General features: G+C 69.0%; 12 protein-coding genes. 9 read left to right on the top strand and 3 right to left on the bottom strand.

All coding sequences use genetic code 11. The features are described 5' to 3' along the window. Positions 1 to 47: 47 nt before the first annotated feature. Positions 48 to 4,025 carry a type VII secretion protein EccCa gene (gene eccCa, locus LHJ74_RS33130; RefSeq protein ID WP_260222057.1) on the bottom strand — a complete coding sequence of 1,326 codons (3,978 nt, stop codon included), beginning with the start codon at positions 4,023 to 4,025 and terminating at the stop codon, positions 48 to 50. A gap of 310 nt (positions 4,026 to 4,335) precedes the next feature. On the opposite strand from eccCa, the gene eccD reads away from it, so the two are divergent. From eccD to LHJ74_RS33100, 6 genes are all read left to right on the top strand, one after another. Next, positions 4,336 to 5,811: a type VII secretion integral membrane protein EccD gene (eccD, locus tag LHJ74_RS33125; RefSeq protein ID WP_260222040.1), complete on the top strand. Its 1,476-nt coding sequence runs from the start codon at positions 4,336 to 4,338 to the stop codon at positions 5,809 to 5,811. Between the two features lie 150 nt (positions 5,812 to 5,961). Continuing rightward, the gene (gene rpsO / locus LHJ74_RS33120; RefSeq protein ID WP_260222039.1) at positions 5,962 to 6,252 is read left to right on the top strand and encodes a 30S ribosomal protein S15; all 291 of its coding nucleotides are present in this window, start codon (positions 5,962 to 5,964) and stop codon (positions 6,250 to 6,252) included. 276 nt (positions 6,253 to 6,528) lie between these two features. Further along, complete coding sequence (locus LHJ74_RS33115) at positions 6,529 to 8,769, top strand: polyribonucleotide nucleotidyltransferase (protein ID WP_260222038.1); 2,241 nt, start codon at positions 6,529 to 6,531, stop codon at positions 8,767 to 8,769. Then, a complete protein-coding gene (locus LHJ74_RS33110) occupies positions 8,766 to 10,148 on the top strand; it encodes a M16 family metallopeptidase (RefSeq protein ID WP_260222037.1) in 1,383 nt (460 codons plus the stop codon). Before LHJ74_RS33115 ends, LHJ74_RS33110 begins: the two co-directional genes overlap by 4 nt. 189 nt (positions 10,149 to 10,337) lie before the next feature. Continuing rightward, on the top strand, positions 10,338 to 11,150 hold the full coding sequence (gene dapB / locus LHJ74_RS33105; RefSeq protein ID WP_260222036.1) for a 4-hydroxy-tetrahydrodipicolinate reductase: 813 nt from the start codon (positions 10,338 to 10,340) through the stop codon (positions 11,148 to 11,150). A gap of 1 nt (position 11,151) precedes the next feature. After that, a complete protein-coding gene (locus tag LHJ74_RS33100; protein WP_260222035.1) occupies positions 11,152 to 11,604 on the top strand; it encodes a hypothetical protein in 453 nt (150 codons plus the stop codon). On the opposite strand, the gene LHJ74_RS33095 is transcribed toward LHJ74_RS33100, so the two are convergent. Beyond that, positions 11,601 to 12,179: an SCO5741 family PH domain-containing membrane protein gene (locus LHJ74_RS33095; protein ID WP_260222033.1), complete on the bottom strand. Its 579-nt coding sequence runs from the start codon at positions 12,177 to 12,179 to the stop codon at positions 11,601 to 11,603. The two genes, LHJ74_RS33100 and LHJ74_RS33095, sit on opposite strands and share 4 nt — an antisense overlap. A gap of 101 nt (positions 12,180 to 12,280) precedes the next feature. Beyond that, complete coding sequence (locus LHJ74_RS33090; RefSeq protein ID WP_260222032.1) at positions 12,281 to 12,523, bottom strand: hypothetical protein; 243 nt, start codon at positions 12,521 to 12,523, stop codon at positions 12,281 to 12,283. A 225-nt stretch (positions 12,524 to 12,748) separates the two neighbouring features. Here LHJ74_RS33090 and thyX point away from each other — a divergent pair, with 225 nt between their 5' ends. The 3 genes from thyX to LHJ74_RS33075 all read left to right on the top strand — a co-directional run bounded on the left by thyX (position 12,749) and on the right by LHJ74_RS33075 (position 16,304). Beyond that, positions 12,749 to 13,441, top strand: coding sequence for an FAD-dependent thymidylate synthase (gene thyX / locus LHJ74_RS33085; RefSeq protein WP_260222056.1), 693 nt, complete (start codon positions 12,749 to 12,751; stop codon positions 13,439 to 13,441). Positions 13,442 to 13,612: 171 nt separating this feature from the next. Then, on the top strand, positions 13,613 to 14,512 hold the full coding sequence (dapA, locus tag LHJ74_RS33080; RefSeq protein ID WP_260222030.1) for a 4-hydroxy-tetrahydrodipicolinate synthase: 900 nt from the start codon (positions 13,613 to 13,615) through the stop codon (positions 14,510 to 14,512). 106 nt (positions 14,513 to 14,618) lie between these two features. After that, entirely contained in the window at positions 14,619 to 16,304 is a 1,686-nt protein-coding gene (locus LHJ74_RS33075) for a ribonuclease J (protein ID WP_260222029.1), read from the top strand. The last annotated feature ends 366 nt before the right edge of the window (positions 16,305 to 16,670 follow it).

The raw sequence follows: 16,670 nt of genomic DNA, 5'->3' as shown, positions 1-16,670 counted from the left end.
CGGTCCGTACGGCGCCCCCGAGACCTACGTACGGCGCCCCCCGAGACCTACTCCGGCGGGTACCAACCCAGCTGTACGAGCGGGGTTCCCCGCTTGCGGGAGGCGAAGAAGCCACGCCCGGGGGGCATGGGCCGAGCGCGGATGTTGCCGAGCAGGTCGCCCTCGCTCGGGTCACCCGCCAGCACCACGCCCTGGGCGCCGAGCTCCTTTATGCGCTGCATGAACGGCTCGTAGGACGAACGCGAGGCGCCCGCCGCGCTGCGCGCGATGATGAAGCACACGCCGATGTCGCGGGCGAACGGGAGGTGGTCCGTCAGCGCGGCCAGCGGGTTGCCGCTGGAGTTGGAGACCAGTTCGTAGTCGTCGACGATGATGAACATCTTCGGCCCGTTCCACCAGCTGCGGTCCCGCAGCTGCTGCGGCGTGACGTCCTCCGGCGGAGTCCGCTTCTCCATGAGGTCCGCCAGGGCGGCCATGTGTGTATCCATCGCGTTGGACATGGCCGCGTAGACGATGAGGTGCGACTCAGGGATCGTGCTGAGCAGCGCACGCCGGTAGTCCGCGACCACGATGCGGGCCTCGTCCGGTGTGTACCGCTCGCAGATCTGCTTGGCGAGCAGCCGGATGAGGTTGGTCTTGCCCGACTCGCTGTCGCCGAAGATGAGGAAGAAGGGGTCGGTCTCGAAGTCGACGTAGACGGGTTCGAGGTTGTTCTCGTCGATGGCGAAGGCGACGCCCCGCTCCGGGCGGTCGTTGCCCTTGGGCAGCTCGTGGGCGGGGAACTCGCGGGGCAGCAGCCGCACCGCCGGGGCCTTGGCGCCGTGCCAGGCGTCGGTGACGGCCCGGTTCATCGCCGCCGTCGCGTCGGAGAGCTCGTAGTCCGAACCGACCCCGTCGATTCGGGGCACCGCCGTCATGAAGTGCAGCGCTTCGGGCGACTGCCCGCGTCCGGGCACATCGGCCGGGACGTTCGCCGCCACCTTGCGGTTGAACTCGGAGTCCATGGTGTCGCCGAGCCGCAGCTCCAGCCGGTTGGCGAGCTGGTCCTTGAGCGCGGGCCGCACCTCCATCAGACGGGAGGCGCCGATGATGACGTGGATGCCGTAACCGAGGCCGCGGGAGGCGATGTTGGTGACGACCTCCTCCAGCATGTCGTACTCCTGCTTGAAGGTGCCCCAGCCGTCGACGATGAGGAAGACGTCGCCCCATGGCTGGTCGGTGATCTCGCCCCGGGCGCGGCGCCTGCGGAAGGTGCCGATCGAGTCGATGCCGTTCGCCCGGAAGTACTCCTCGCGCTGGTTGAGGATGCCGGCGACCTCCGCGACCGTACGCCGCACCCGCTCCGGATCCAGGCGGGAGGCGACGCCGCCCACGTGGGGGAGGTCCGCGATGGCCGAGAGGCCGCCGCCGCCGAAGTCGAGCCCGTAGAACTGGACCTCGTAGGGCGTGTGGGTCAGCGCGAAGGTGGACACCAGAGTGCGCAGCAGGGTGGACTTGCCGGACTGCGGGCCGCCGAGGAGCATCATGTGACCCGCGGCGCCGGAGAAGTCGCAGTAGAGCGGGTCGCGCCGCTGCTCGAAGGGCTTGTCGACAAGGCCGAGCGGGACGATGAGCTGGCCCATGCGCGGATAGTCGGGCTGGGTCAGACCGCGGTTCTCGACCGCCGTGAGGCCCGGCAGCAGCTCGTCGAGCGGGGCCGCCGTCTCCAGCGGGGGCAGCCACACCTGGTGGGCCGGGGTGCCCTGCCCCTCCAGTTTGCGGACGATGACGTCCAGCACGGTGTCCGCGAGCGCGTCGTCGTCCCCGCCGGGGGCCGGCCCGCGCGCGGCGGCCGTCGTCGCCGGATCGGGTGCCGTGTACTGAACGGGCACCTTCGCGGCGGTGAACGGCACCGGGCGCCGGTTGGCGGGCAGCGGGCCCCTCGTCTCCTCGTCGTCCGAGGCGCCGGAGCGGTACACCCCTGAGACGTACGCCGCCTTGAAGCGGGTCATCTCGTCGGTGCCGAACTTCAGATAGCCGGAGCCGGGCACGGACGGAAGGTGGTACGCGTCGGGGACGCCCAGCGCCGCACGGGACTCCGCGGCGGAGAACGTCCGCAGCCCGACGCGGTACGACAGGTAGGTCTCCAGGCCGCGCAGCCGCCCCTCCTCCAGCCGCTGCGAGGCGAGCAGCAGATGCACGCCGAGGGAGCGGCCGATGCGGCCGATCTGGATGAACATGTCGATGAAGTCGGGCTTGGCGGTCAGCAGTTCGCTGAACTCGTCGATCACCAGAACGAGTGAGGCGATCGGCGCGAGCGGGGCGCCCGCCGTACGGGCCTTCTCGTAGTCCTTGATGTTCGCGTAGTTGCCGGCGTCGCGCAGCATCTCCTGGCGGCGGTTCAGTTCGCCGCGGATGGAGTCGCCCATGCGGTCGACCAGCGTCAGATCGTCCGCCAGGTTGGTGATGACGGCGGCGACATGCGGCATCTGGGACATGCCCGCGAAGGTCGCGCCGCCCTTGAAGTCGGCGAGCACGAAGTTCAGGGTCTCGGAGGTGTGGGTGACCGCCAGGCCCAGTACCAGGGTGCGCAGCAGTTCCGACTTGCCCGAACCGGTGGCGCCCACGCACAGCCCGTGCGGGCCCATGCCCTCTTCGGCCGCCTCCTTGAGGTCCAGCATGACCGGCTGACCGTCCTCGCCGACGCCGATCGGCACCCGGAGCCGTTCCGCCTGCGAACGCGGCCGCCAGGTGCGCTGTACGTCGACCGACGCCGCGTCGCCGAGATTCAGCAGGTCGGTGAACTCCAGGTTCGCCAGCAGCGGTTCGTCGTCGTCGCCACGGCTGCCCATCCGCAACGGGGCCAGCTGCCTGGCGAGCGCTTCGGCGCCCGCCAGGGACAGGTCGTCCGGCTGACCGTCGTAGACAAGGCCGTGGCCGGATTCCAGTTGCAGTTTCCCGGGACGCACCGTCACCGAGAGACCACCGCGGGGGTTGTCGATCTCGCCAGGCACCACCTCGATCACCGTCACGCCCTGCAGGCCCTCCGGGGCCGCGAGCAGCGACCCCGGCGGCACGGTCGCACCGCCGTCGAGTACCACCAGCACATGCGCCTGGTCCAGCAGCGGCTGTCCGGCCGAGTTGAACCGGGGCCTGCCCTCCAGCTTCGAGGTGAGCAGAAACTCCAGCTCCAGCGGATCGTCCGTGATCATCCGCTGTGTCCCCGCGCCGTCCGCCGTGCCCGGAGCCTGCACGTGCGGCAGCCACTTGGCCCATTCCCAGCGCTCTGCCGCGCCGGACCCCGCCAGCACGGCGACCACCAGATCGTCCGGCGAGTGCAGGGACACCAGCGAACCCATCAGGGCACGCGCCGTACCGTGCACCGATTCGGGTTCTCCGCTGACCGTCATGTGGTAAAAGGCGCGGAGCGAGACCGCCATCGGCAGCCCGTCCAGGGTGCCGTGCGCGGAGAGGAACTGGTGCATCGCGCCCGCCGTCAGCGGCTCCAGCTCGTCAACCGGTGCGGTCTCCGGGGCCACCAGCGGAGTCGACAGCTGCTGTGCGCCCAGGCCGATGCGCACCTGGCCGAAGTCGCCGTCTCCGGCGCGCCGTTCCCAGACCCGGCTGCCCTCGGCGACCAGCGCCCACAGCTGTTCCGGCGAGGGATGCAGGTAGTACTGCGCGTCACGCTGCTTCCGAGCCGTCTTCCGTACTTTCCGCCGGGTCTGCGCGAGGTATTTGAGGTAGTCGCGCCGCATCTCCGACATCTGCCCCTGTGTGCCCCTGCGAAAGCGGACAACCATGGCGATGACCATGGCGATCGTCGAGGCGACCATCACGATGCCCATGATGCGCATGAAGGGATGCGCGCCCGGCATGAAGAAGAAGACGACCGAACCGCCCATGCCGAGCATGGGCAGGATCTGCATCAGCATGCCTTCCTGCTGCCCGCGCGGCAGTTCGGGAGGCGGCTGAAGCGTCAAGTCCTCGCTCGGCACACTGGGCGGGAGGGCCCGTGGCGGACGCTTGACGACGATCTGACTCACGGCGCACCAATCGGTCATACGTACGCGACAGTTCCTGGGCCGACGCCCCCGTGGCGACGGACCCCGTCCGCGCGGGCCGATCCTACTGGCATGACAAGAAGACGCGGAGCGGTAGGGTAGCGCGCGGCGCATGCGCAGCAGCGAACGGGCACATCCGCCGGTGCCGTACTCCCGGCGCTGGATCCGGTGCGAGTCCGGTTCGGTCAGACTCCCGCACACGTACCCGCCCGCTGAACGTGCTGTGAGCGGTCAGTGAGCAGACCAGAGACGAAGCCAGTGCAGTGACGCAGCCCATGAGGGGGATCTCAAGGTGAGTACGACGGCATCGGCAACCGCCACCGGCTTCTGCCGGGTCACCATCGTCGCGCCCGACAGCCGTATCGATGTGGCGTTGCCCGAGGACATCCCGGTGGCGGACATCTACCCGGAGATCCTCCGGCTCAGCGGTCAGAGCCCCGCCGAAGGGGCCCCGGTCGGCTACCACTTGGTACGCCGCGACGGCACCGTACTGGACAGCGGGCGGTCGTTCGCCGCACAGCGCATCCTCGACGGCGACGTACTGAGCCTGCGGCCGTTCGGAGAGTCGCTGCCCCCCGCGGTTTTCGACGACGTTTCCGATGCCGTCGCCACCGCCGTCAGCAGGGACCGCAAGCTGTGGGACGACAGCCTGCTGCGCGGCGCTGGTCTGATCGGCGGCGCCGTACTGCTCGTCCTCATGGCCTTCGTGCTCTGGTACGCCGACCCGGTGCGCCACGACATGCACGCACTGCCCGGCATCCTCGCCGGTGTCGCCGGTGTGCTGCTGGTCGCCTTGGCGGCCGTACGGGCCCGGGTGTACGGGGACCGGGTCTCCGCCGTCGCACTCGGTCTCGGTGCCCTCCCGAACGTCATGGTCGCCGGCTCCGGACTGCTGCCGCTGGAGGACGGGCACGGCATCGGGCGGCTCCAGTTCCTGCTCGGCTGCGTCGCGGTGCTGGTCGCCTTCACCGTGCTCATCGCCGCCTCGCCGGACCGGGACGGCCCGTTCGTCGCCGTCGCCTTCGCCGCGGCGGTCGGCACCCTGCTCACCTTCATCGCGATCCTCAGCGACATCCCTCCGGTAGAGACGGCCTCGATCTGTGCACCGGTCGCCGTCGGCCTCGTCGCCTTCCTGCCGGGCCTCTCCTCACGTTTCGCCCGGCTGCCGATCGGCTACACGGCGCCGCAGTCCGGCAGCATGCGATACGACGACGACCCGGACGCCACCCCCGACACCGCGGGCCCCGTCGACGCGGAGCGCATCGCCGCCCAGGCCCGTCGCGGCCACGAGATGCTGGTCGGACTCGTCGGCGGCTGTGCGGCGCTCGTCCTCGGCGCCACCGCAGTGCTCGGCTTCTCCGACTCGGGCTGGGGTCAGCTGCTCGCCCTCGCGACGGGGCTGGCGATGCTGCTGCGAGCCCGTCTCTTCCGCTACACCTCGCAGGTCAGCTGCGCGCTCGTCGCGGGGCTGGGCGCCGTCACCCTGCTGGGGATCGGGATGGCGCTCAACCCGCCGACCCAGATCATCGCGGACATGCTCGCCGGGGACACGGGCGCCCTCGACATGCGTACGGTCTGGCTCACCGCCGGGCTCGCGGCCGCGGCCGCGCTGATCACCGCCATCGGGCTGGTGGTGCCGAGCAAGGGCATCACCCCTTTCTGGGGACGGTTCCTGGAGATCTTCGAGACGTTCGTGCTGCTGACGCTCATCCCGCTGTGCCTCGCGGTGATGGACGTCTACTCCGCGGCCCGCAGCATGACCAGCTGATCCCCACTGCCGCCCCTCGCACTCGCGGGCCATGGGCCGGTCTGACCACTGGCCGCCCGCTGGTACGCTGGTCCGGCCTCCCGAGTGTCGAAGACTCCCCTGTGATGCAGACCAGGGGCGCTCGGTGGCCAGAATCCCTGAGGAGTACGCGTGTCATCCCTCGATGCCGCCACGAAGAAGCAGATCATCTCCGATTTCGCCACCAAGGACGGTGACACCGGCTCCCCCGAGGTACAGGTGGCGCTGCTCTCGCGCCGTATCTCGGACCTCACCGAGCACCTGAAGCTGCACAAGCACGACCACCACTCGCGTCGTGGTCTGCTGCTGCTCGTCGGCCAGCGCCGTCGTCTTCTCCAGTACCTGGCGAAGAAGGACATCCAGCGCTTCCGCGCCCTGGTCGAGCGCCTCGGCATCCGCCGCGGCGCGGCAGGCGCCCGCTAGTACAGGAGCAGGGGGAGCGGTTCCCGAACGACGGGGCCGCTCCCTTCGCCGTCTCACGGCGACCGGAAGCTTTGTAGTCTGGTCCCAGCACGGCATACATCAGGACACCAGCACGAGGCGAGCGCCGCCCACACGACGCCGGTCCTCGGTAGTGGCCCCCGGACACGAACACGAGCCGGGTGCTTCGATCGAAGACCGGCACCGCACCGGGTGGGCCCTCGCCGCAGACGGTTCGCCGCCACACGGGTGGCGGACGCAGACGAGGAGATATCCCGAGTGGAGAACGAGACCCACTACGCCGAAGCCGTGATCGACAACGGCACCTTCGGCACCCGCACCATCCGCTTCGAGACGGGACGGCTGGCAAAGCAGGCCGCCGGTTCCGCCGTGGCCTACCTGGACGACGACACCATGGTGCTGTCGGCCACCACCGCCTCCAAGAACCCCAAGGACCAGCTCGACTTCTTCCCCCTGACGGTGGACGTCGAGGAGCGGATGTACTCCGCGGGCAAGATCCCCGGTTCCTTCTTCCGCCGTGAGGGCCGCCCGAGTGAGGACGCGATCCTCACCTGCCGTCTGATCGACCGCCCGCTGCGCCCGTCCTTCAAGAAGGGCCTGCGCAACGAGATCCAGGTCGTCGAGACGATCATGGCGCTCAACCCCGACCACCTCTACGACGTGGTCGCCATCAACGCCGCCTCCTGCTCCACCCAGCTGGCGGGCCTGCCCTTCTCCGGCCCGATCGGCGGCACCCGTGTCGCCCTGATCCGCGGCCAGTGGGTGGCTTTCCCCACCCACACGGAGCTTGAGGACGCCGTCTTCGACATGGTCGTCGCCGGCCGCGTACTCCCCGACGGCGACGTCGCGGTGATGATGGTCGAGGCCGAGGCCACCGAGCGGACGATCGAGCTGGTCCAGGGTGGTGCCGAGTCCCCCACCGAGGAGGTCGTCGCCGCCGGTCTGGACGCGGCGAAGCCGTTCATCAAGACCCTCTGCAAGGCGCAGGCCGAGCTGGCCGCCAAGGCGGCCAAGCCGACCGGCGAGTTCCCGATCTTCCTGGACTTCCAGGACGACGTGCTTGACGCGCTGACCCAGGCTGTTCGGGACGAGCTCGCGCAGGCCCTGACCATCGGGGGCAAGCAGGAGCGTGAGACCGAGCTGGACCGTGTCAAGGCGCTCGCCGCCGAGAAGCTGCTGCCGCAGTTCGAGGGGCGCGAGAAGGAGATCTCCGCCGCGTACCGCGCGCTGACCAAGACGCTGGTGCGCGAGCGCGTCATCAAGGAGAAGAAGCGCATCGACGGCCGCGGCGTCACGGACATCCGTACGCTCGCCGCCGAGGTCGAGGCGATCCCGCGGGTGCACGGTTCGGCGCTGTTCGAGCGCGGCGAGACCCAGATCCTGGGCGTGACCACGCTGAACATGCTCCGCATGGAGCAGCAGCTGGACACCCTCTCGCCGGTGACCCGCAAGCGGTACATGCACAACTACAACTTCCCGCCCTACTCCACCGGTGAGACCGGCCGGGTCGGCTCGCCCAAGCGCCGGGAGATCGGCCACGGCGCGCTGGCCGAGCGCGCTCTGGTGCCGGTGCTGCCCGCCCGCGAGGAGTTCCCGTACGCGATCCGTCAGGTCTCGGAGGCGCTCAGCTCGAACGGCTCCACCTCGATGGGTTCGGTCTGTGCCTCGACCATGTCGCTGCTGAACGCCGGTGTGCCGCTCAGGGCCCCCGTCGCCGGTATCGCCATGGGTCTGATCTCGCAGGAGATCGAGGGCGAGACGCACTACGTGACGCTGACCGACATCCTCGGTGCCGAGGACGCCTTCGGCGACATGGACTTCAAGGTCGCCGGTACCCGGCAGTTCGTCACCGCCCTCCAGCTGGACACCAAGCTGGACGGCATCCCGGCGTCCGTGCTCGGCGCGGCCCTCAAGCAGGCCCGCGACGCCCGGCTGCACATCCTTGATGTGATGAACGAGGCCATCGACGTCCCCGACGAGATGTCCCCGAACGCCCCGCGCATCATCACCGTCAAGATCCCGGTGGACAAGATCGGCGAGGTCATCGGCCCCAAGGGCAAGATGATCAACCAGATCCAGGAGGACACCGGCGCCGACATCTCCATTGAGGACGACGGCACCATCTACATCGGTGCCTCCGACGGCCCGGCCGCCGACGCCGCCCGCGCCACGATCAACGGCATCGCCAACCCGACGATGCCCGAGGTCGGCGAGCGCTACCTCGGCACGGTCGTGAAGACCACCACCTTCGGAGCCTTCGTCTCCCTGCTTCCGGGCAAGGACGGCCTGCTGCACATCTCGCAGATCCGCAAGCTCGCCGGCGGCAAGCGCGTGGAGAACGTCGAGGACGTGCTCGGCGTCGGCCAGAAGGTCCAGGTCGAGATCGCCGAGATCGACCAGCGGGGCAAGCTCTCGCTGATCCCGGTCCTCGACGAGGAGGCCGAAGGCGACGCCGAGGCCGACGATGCCGACAGCGGGAAGGACGACGCCTCCCAGTGACGCGTACGCCCCGTGCGACGGCCCGCCCCACCATTTCGGAGGGGCGGGCCGTCGCCCGTACCAAGACGCTCCCGGGAAGCGCGGACGGCACGGACACCGTCCGTAAGACGGTCCTCCCCGGCGGCCTGCGGGTCATCACGGAATCTGTGCCCACCGTCCGCTCGGTCACCTTCGGCATCTGGGCCCATGTCGGCTCCCGCGACGAGCGCCCCTCGCTGAACGGCGCCACCCACTACCTCGAGCACCTGCTGTTCAAGGGAACCCGCCGGCGTACCGCGCTCGACATCTCGGCGGCTGTCGACGCCGTCGGCGGTGAGATGAACGCCTTCACCGCCAAGGAGTTCACCTGCTACTACGCGCGCGTGCTGGACACCGATCTGCCGCTCGCCATCGATGTCGTCTGCGACATGCTCACCGGATCGGTCATCGACCCTGCGGAGGTGGACGCCGAGCGCGGTGTCATCCTCGAGGAGATCGCCATGACCGAGGATGACCCGGGCGACAGCGTCCACGACCTGTTCGCGCACACCATGCTGGGGGACACGCCGCTCGGGCGCCCCGTCCTGGGCACCGTGGACACCGTCAATGCCCTGACCCGCGACCGCATCACCCGCTTCTACCGGAAGCACTACGACCCCACCCACCTCGTCGTCGCCGCCGCGGGAAACATCGACCACGAGACGGTCGTCGAGCAGGTCCGCGCCGCCTTCGACCGGGCGGGTGCGCTGTCCGGCGGGAACGGCGGCGAGCCGGTGGGCCCGCGCTCAGGCACCCGTTCCATACGTTCCGCGGGCCGTGTCGAGGTACTGGACAGGAGCACGGAGCAGGCCCATGTGGTGCTCGGCATGCCCGGCGTGTCGCGTCATGACGAGCGCCGCTGGCCCCTCGGCGTGCTGAGCGCGGCCCTCGGCGGCGGCATGAGCTCGCGCCTCTTCCAGGAGATCAGGGAGAAGCGCGGCCTCGCCTACAGCACCTACTCCTACACCTCCGGCTTCGCGGACTGCGGACTGTTCGGGGTGTACGCGGGCTGCCGCCCGAGCCAGGTACCCGACGTGCTGAAGATCTGCCGAGAAGAACTCGACCGCGTAGTGCAGCACGGACTGACGGACGAAGAGGTGCGGCGGGCGATCGGACAGCTGTCCGGGTCCACGGTCCTCGGGCTCGAGGACACGGGCGCACTGATGCACCGGATCGGCAAGAGCGAGCTGTGCTGGGGCGAGCAGATGTCGGTCGACGACATGCTGGCCCGGATTGCGGCGGTCACGCCGGACGACATCCGCACCGTGGCGCGCGACGTGCTTGGCAGCCGTCCGTCGCTCTCCGCCATCGGCCCGCTCACCGATCGCCAGGCATCCCACCTGCACGAGGCGGTCGCCTGAACGGGATCCGCAGCGGCGGGACGCCCAGGGTGCCGGGGTTGTGCGAGGCCCACGGCGGACGCCCGCGGACACCCCGGAAGTCAGCGAGGCAGCCCGCGCCGCGGTGCTCGCCTCGGCGCAGCAGTGCACCACCCGCCCGCGGCGCGTGTGCCGCGGGCGGCAGGTACCAGGAGTGAGAGGAGACTCCGGATGAGCAACCGAATCCGGGTAGCCGTTCTGGGCGCCCGCGGACGTATGGGTTCCGAGGCCGTCAAAGCGGTGGAAGCCGCCGCTGACATGGAACTGACCGCCGCCCTCGGACGGGGCGACAGCCTTGACACGTTGACCAGCACGGACACCCAGGTAGCCATCGATCTCACACACCCGGATTCCGTGCTGAAGAACCTGGAGTTCTGTGTGGGGCACGGGATCCACGGCGTGGTCGGCACCACCGGCTGGTCCGGGGAACGCCTCGACCGGCTGCGGGACAAGTTGGCCGCCTCACCCGGAACGGGTGTGCTCATCGCGCCCAACTTCGGTATCGGGGCCGTCCTGACCATGCGGTTCGCCCAGCAGGCCGCGCGATTCTTCGAGTCGGTCGAGGTCGTCGAACTGCATCACCCCCACAAGGCCGACGCGCCCAGCGGTACGGCCGTACGCACCGCGCAGCTCATCGCCGAGGCCCGGAGGTCCGCGGGCTGTGCTCCGCAGCCCGACGCCACCAGCACCGCCCTCGACGGAGCGCGGGGCGCCGACGTGGACGGTGTCCCCGTACACGCGGTGCGCCTGCGCGGGCTCGTTGCCCACCAGGAGGTCCTCTTCGGTGACGAGGGAGAGGTGTTCACCATCCGGCACGACTCGATGAACCGCGGTTCGTTCATGCCGGGAGTGCTGCTCGGCGTCCGCCGGATCATCTCGGCACCCGGTCTGACCATGGGCCTGGAGCACTTCCTGTTCGATGACGAGGCCCCAGCCGCCCCAGCCGGTTCTGCCGGAGCGTCCGGTGCGGAGCAGGGCAGCTGACATGCGCGCCCGCCTGACCTACTTCACCCTGGCCGCCGTCCTGGTCGTCTACTTCCTCCTGGTCGGCAGCCGGGGAGTGCTCCTCATCAAGCAGGGCACCGCCGTCACCGTCGTCTTCGGAGCGGCGGTCCTGGTCCTGCCGTTCATCGGTATGTGGTTCCTCTGGCACACCACCCGCTTCGCCCGCAGCGCCAACCGGCTGGCGCGGGAGCTGGAGGCCGAGGGCGGGCTGCCCGTCGACGAACTGAAGCGGACCGCGGGCGGCCGTATCGACCGGGACTCGGCCGACGCGGTGTTCGCGAAGCGGCGCGCCGAGACGGAGGCGCTGCCGGGGGAGTGGCGCAACTGGTTCCGGCTCGCCGTCGCGTACCACGACGCACGGGACACGGTGCGAGCCCGGAAGGCGATGCAGCGCGCCATCTCCCTTCGCGACAGGGAGAGCGAGACCCGCTAGCGGTTTCCCCGGGACTCGGCGGTCCACGCCTCTATGACGTCCGCCGCACGGTCGAATGCCCCGGGGCGCGTCAGGAAATCGGCGTTGTGGTCCGTGAGCAGAGTGCGCAGCGCCCGTCCTTCGGCAGCGCTTCCGCCGCCTCCCGTAGCGCGGATGATCAGCAGCGCCTGCCCCTGAACGGTGCGTGGCAGCCCCAGCCAGCGCACCGGCTGCTGCGCGGTCCGTACGGCGGCGACCTGGTGCCAGCGCAGCGTCACGGTCCGCAGGACGCCCACCTGCCGCAGGCCGTGTGCGCTGACCCAGACGCCGACGCGGAGCAGGCGCAGCGCGAGCACGATCACCGCTCCGGCCGCTCCGGCGCAGGCTCCGGCGCCGGGCAGCTCGCCCGCGAACGCGATGATCATCGCAGAGATCAGCAGATACGACGCCATCAGCAGGAGCAGCGCGGAGCCTGCCACCCGCCAAGGGCCCGGCCGGTAGGGCCGGCGCCATTGGTTACGTTCCTCGAACGGAAGTGCGGGTTCTGCGGCCGGATCGGCCTGGTCACGGTCGGCCGTCAGGAAGGTCAGGGGCACGGCGGGTCCTCGATCACGGGCTGGTGAGCTGGTGAGTCTGTGCCCGGTGAGATTAGCGAGGCAGGTGAGGACCGGCCACCCCTGGGGCCCGGTTGGGTGTGTCAGCGCCCCTCGGCGCTGTTCGACTGGTTGCTGCCGGAGGGCTGCTGCTCCGGATCGAGTGCTGGAAGCCCCAGCAGCAGAGCCCCGACCAGGGCGGAGACGATGGTGAGCCCGAGCAGGGCGTTCCCCGCCAGCTGCCGGCGATCGTGTCGTGGTGGGGGAGGAGGGGCGACATTGCTGCGGAAGCGGTCGGCTTCGGCGACGAAGGTGAACGGCACGGGCTCCCCGCGGCGGCGGAACATGGGTGTGACTCCTGTGATTGTTTACTGCGGATCGTCCTCAGCTGTCCCAGGGGGAACGTCCGCACCTCCTCCGAAGTGCCCGCATTTGGCAATGGTCCTGGAATCAGTGTCGGTGGCGGCCCGTAGGGTGAAGCCGCCCTGGTGAGCACGTACTGGAAGGAACCACCGGTGACCCGAGCAGACGCCCCGGACAACACCCCCGACGCCCCCCGTTTCCGCAGCGACATGACCGTGGAGCTGGTGAAGCACAGCGCCGCCGACACCGACGTGCTGTGGGCTGCCCGGGTCTCCACCGCCGGAGAGCAGTCCCTGCAAGAGCTGGAGAAGGACCCGGAGCGGTCCAAGGGACTGATCAACTACCTGATGCGGGACCGGCACGGCAGCCCGTTCGAGCACAACTCCATGACCTTCCTCATCAGCGCCCCGCTCTTCGTCTTCCGCGAGTTCCACCGCCACCGCGCCGGCTGGTCGTACAACGAGGAGTCGGGCCGCTACCGTCAGCTCGAACCGGTCTTCTACGTGCCGGACGCGGCCCGCAAACTGGTCCAGCAGGGCCGGCCCGGCAAGTACGTCTTCGTCGAGGGCACCCAGGCCCAGCAGGAGGTGGTGGGCCGGGCCATGACTGATTCGTATAAGCGGTCGTACGAGACCTATCAGGAGATGCTGGCCGCCGGAGTCGCCAGGGAGGTGGCCCGTGCGGTGCTGCCGGTCGGCCTGTACTCCACGATGTACGCCACCTGCAACGCACGCTCACTGATGCACTTCCTGGCCCTGCGCACCCAGCACGAGCAGGCCAGGGTGCCTTCCTTCCCGCAGCGCGAGATCGAGATGGTCGGCGAGCTGATGGAGGCCCGGTGGGCGAAGCTGATGCCGCTGACGTACGCGGCCTTCAACGCCAACGGGCGGGTGGCTCCGTAGTCGGGTGGCGCACTTCTTTTATGGTGTCCGTATTGCGATATTTAGCGAAGTTCATCTAGGCTGAATAAACGGACCCGGCACTGCCTGAACCCCCGAGCAGGCAGTGCCGGGCTCCGTGGATGAGCGCCCCGACGCAGCGACCAACCACTGGCTGCGAGTAGCGTGGGACCCATGGCTCCGACCTCCACACCGCAGACGCCCTTCGGGCGGGTCCTGACCGCGATGGTCACGCCGTTCACCGCGGACGGCGCTCTTGATCTCGACGGCGCGCAGCGGCTCGCCGCCCACCTGGTGGACGCCGGCAACGACGGGCTGATCGTCAACGGCACCACCGGCGAATCCCCGACCACGAGCGACGGTGAGAAATCCCGCCTCGTGGAGGCCGTGGTGGAGGCAGTCGGTGACCGCGCGCATGTGGTGGCAGGAGCCGGTACGAACGACACCGCGCACAGCCTCCGGCTGGCACGCGATGCCGCCGAGGCGGGCGCGCACGGCCTCCTCGCGGTGACGCCGTATTACAGCAAGCCTCCGCAGGAGGGTCTCTACCGGCACTTCCGCGCGATCGCGGACGCCACGGACCTGCCCGTGATGCTTTACGACATCCCCGGCCGCAGCGGTGTCCCGATCAATACCGAGACGCTCGTCCGGCTCGCGGAACACCCGCGCATCGTCGCGAACAAGGACGCGAAGGGCGACCTCGGCCGCGCGAGCTGGGCCATCGCCACCAGCGGCCTTGCCTGGTACAGCGGGGACGACATGCTGAACCTGCCTCTGCTGTCGGTCGGCGCGATCGGGTATGTCTCGGTGGTGGGGCACCTGGTCGCCCCCGAACTGCGGGCCATGCTGGAAGCCCATGTCAGCGGCGATGTCGTCAAGGCCACCGAGATCCATCAGCAGCTTCTGCCGGTCTTCACCGGCATGTTCCGCACCCAGGGCGTCATCACGACGAAGGCCGCGCTGACGCTCAAGGGGCTGCCCGCCGGGCCGCTCCGGATGCCGCTGGTCGAGCTGTCTTCGGAGGAGACCGAGCAGCTCAAGCGCGATCTGGCCGCCGGTGGAGTACAGCTCTGACCACAGACTTCATAACTACATACAGCCCAACAACAGCAAGTGAACGATTGTCGCGCGCGCCACGTGTCCTCCCCGGGCGCGTGGCGCGCGTGGTGAGGAGAGTCTTTTGAGTCATCCGCATCCGGAGCTCGGCCCGCCGCCAAAACTCCCCGAGGGCGGCCTGCGGGTCACCCCGCTCGGTGGCCTGGGGGAGATCGGCCGCAACATGACGGTCTTCGAATACGCCGGCCGCCTGCTGATCGTCGACTGCGGCGTTCTCTTCCCCGAAGAGGAGCAGCCCGGTATCGACCTGATCCTGCCCGACTTCACTTCGGTCCGGGACCGCCTTGACGATATCGAAGGCATCGTGCTCACCCACGGCCACGAGGACCACATCGGTGGTGTGCCGTTTCTGCTGCGCGAGAAGCCTGACATTCCGCTGATCGGTTCCAAGCTGACCCTCGCCCTGATCGAGGCGAAGCTGCAGGAGCACCGCATCCGGCCGTACACCCTGGAGGTCCGTGAAGACCACCGGGAGCGCATCGGGCCGTTCGACTGCGAATTCGTCGCGGTCAATCACTCCATTCCCGACGCGTTGGCGGTGGCCATCCGCACCCCCGCCGGGATGGTTGTGCATACCGGCGACTTCAAGATGGACCAGCTGCCCCTGGACGGGCGGCTGACCGACCTGCGCGCTTTCGCTCGTCTGGGCGAAGAGGGCATCGACCTGCTGCTCTCCGACTCGACGAACTCCGAGGTGCCGGGCTTCGTCCCGCCCGAGCGGGACATCTCCCAGGTGCTGCGCCAGGTGTTCGGAAGTGCCCAGAAGCGCATCATCGTGGCCAGCTTCGCCTCCCACGTGCACCGGATCCAGCAGATCCTGGATGCCGCGCACGAGCACGGGCGCCGGGTGGCTTTCGTCGGCCGCTCGATGGTGCGGAACATGGGCATCGCGCGCGAACTCGGCTATCTGAAGGTCCCCGGCGGGCTCGTCGTCGACGTGAAGACGCTCGACGACCTTCCTGATGACGAGGTGGTGCTCGTCTGCACCGGCTCGCAGGGCGAACCGATGGCGGCCCTGTCGCGCATGGCCAATCGCGACCACCAGATCCGCATCGTCCCGGGTGACACGGTGATCCTCGCGTCCTCCCTGATCCCCGGAAACGAGAACGCGGTCTACCGGGTGATCAACGGGCTGACCCGCTGGGGCGCCAACGTCGTGCACAAGGGCAATGCCAAGGTCCATGTCTCCGGGCACGCTTCCGCCGGCGAGCTGCTGTACTTCTACAACATCTGCCAGCCCAGAAACCTGATGCCGGTGCATGGAGAGTGGCGCCATCTGCGGGCGAACGCCGAGCTGGGCGCGCTGACCGGGGTGCCGAAGGACCGGGTGGTCATCGCCGAGGACGGCGTGGTCGTGGACTTGGTGAAGGGCAAGGCCAAGATCGTGGGCAAGGTGCAGGCCGGGTACGTCTATGTCGACGGCCTGTCCGTCGGAGACGTCACGGAGTCCTCGCTCAAGGACCGGCGGATTCTGGGAGACGAGGGCATCATCTCCGTCTTCGTGGTCGTGGACAGCAGCACGGGGAAGATCGTCGGCGGGCCCTACATCCAGTCGAGGGGCTCCGGCATCGACGAGGCGGACTTCGCCGCCGTCCTGCCGCGGATCGACGAGGCGCTTGCCCGATCGGCCCAGGACGGGATCTGCGAGCCGCATCAACTCCAGCAACTGGTACGGCGTTCCGTGGGCAAGTGGGTCTCGGACACCTACCGGAGGCGTCCGATGATCCTGCCGGTGGTCGTCGAGGTCTGAGTCCGGCGAGGACATGACGGGAGCGGGGCACCACGATTTGCATCGGGGCACCCCGCTCCAGTACGTTTACGGCTCCACCGCAACGGGAACCCGCGCAGACTTGCACGGGATTTCCCAGCTGGAGAGAAATTCGGACCGGAATTTGGGCCGGAAATACTCTGCTAGAGTGGTGAACACGAAGTACCGAAGGGAAAGCCCGGAGGGTGCCGGAGACGGTAACCAAAGGAAGCGTCCGTTCTTTGAGAACTCAACAGCGTGCCAAAAGTCAACGCCAAATGTTGATACCCCTGCTTCCGGCCTCCAGGCCGGGAGTGGTGGTTCCTTTGAAGTACAAAAGACAGCGAGGACGCTGTGAACAGTCGGATT

Origin of the sequence: Streptomyces gossypii, assembly GCF_025165795.1 — a bacterium.
GTDB classification, from domain to species: Bacteria; Actinomycetota; Actinomycetes; order Streptomycetales; family Streptomycetaceae; genus Streptomyces; species Streptomyces gossypii.
This window is presented reverse-complemented; position numbering and strand designations above follow the sequence as displayed.

Coding starts and splice junctions, on each gene's coding strand:
- dapB (WP_260222036.1), top strand. CDS start 10,338: ATGAGCAACCGAATCCGGGTAGCCGTTCTGGGCGCCCGCGGACGTATG.
- LHJ74_RS33100 (WP_260222035.1), top strand. CDS start 11,152: ATGCGCGCCCGCCTGACCTACTTCACCCTGGCCGCCGTCCTGGTCGTC.
- LHJ74_RS33090 (WP_260222032.1), bottom strand. CDS start 12,523: ATGTTCCGCCGCCGCGGGGAGCCCGTGCCGTTCACCTTCGTCGCCGAA.
- thyX (WP_260222056.1), top strand. CDS start 12,749: ATGACCGTGGAGCTGGTGAAGCACAGCGCCGCCGACACCGACGTGCTG.
- dapA (WP_260222030.1), top strand. CDS start 13,613: ATGGCTCCGACCTCCACACCGCAGACGCCCTTCGGGCGGGTCCTGACC.